The sequence below is a fragment of the Novacetimonas maltaceti genome, from assembly GCF_002906255.1.
Classification (GTDB): domain Bacteria; phylum Pseudomonadota; class Alphaproteobacteria; order Acetobacterales; family Acetobacteraceae; genus Novacetimonas; species Novacetimonas maltaceti.
In genome coordinates this window covers 1-520 of the sequence record NZ_POTC01000157.1, presented here as the reverse complement: position 1 = coordinate 520, position 520 = coordinate 1, and the positions used below count along the sequence as shown (strand labels likewise).

Sequence of the window (520 nt, the reverse complement as noted above, 5' to 3'; positions counted from 1 at the left end):
CCTCGGGCGAACCTCCTCAATCAGAGGTTCCCAGATCGCCCATGTCTCGTCCGTAAAGGTGCCTGTTCTGTCTCCTTCTTCCATCCCTACAATATGGGAAGAAATTCAAGATCTAACAGGCCCTAGCGCGGGCCTTCAAGCAATGATCTGAAAGGTCACATCATGAGCAAGTCTTCGTCTCCTTATGTGCGTCGGTTGCTCTGGATTGTGGCCTGTTTTGTGGGTGGTTTTGCGCTTTTGTGCGTGAGTGGCTGGGCGCTTGTCGTCAACGGCAGCACGCAGGACTCCGCGATGGTGACAGTCCTCCGCTGGCTGCCCGTTGCAACGGGTGCGATCACGGTAGCCGCGGGATTTTTCCTGCTGTCTCTGCCCGTGCCAGAAGACCCGGAAGACTTGGAGGGATCGAAGAACCCCTGATTGATGTGCTTGGCCGGTAATTTCTGGGTTTTGGCGATTTGATTGACGGTTTTTGCGATGGCCTCCGGTCTGCGTTTTGAGCAGATTGGGAGTTGTCCTCCGC

The 520-nt window shown here is 55.4% G+C and carries 1 protein-coding gene; it reads left to right on the top strand.

What is annotated here, in order from left to right:
• Positions 1 to 162 precede the first annotated feature (162 nt).
• A complete protein-coding gene (locus KMAL_RS16795; RefSeq protein ID WP_110096545.1) occupies positions 163 to 417 on the top strand; it encodes a hypothetical protein in 255 nt (84 codons plus the stop codon).
• Positions 418 to 520 lie beyond the last annotated feature (103 nt).

Coding starts and splice junctions, on each gene's coding strand:
- KMAL_RS16795 (WP_110096545.1), top strand. CDS start 163: ATGAGCAAGTCTTCGTCTCCTTATGTGCGTCGGTTGCTCTGGATTGTG.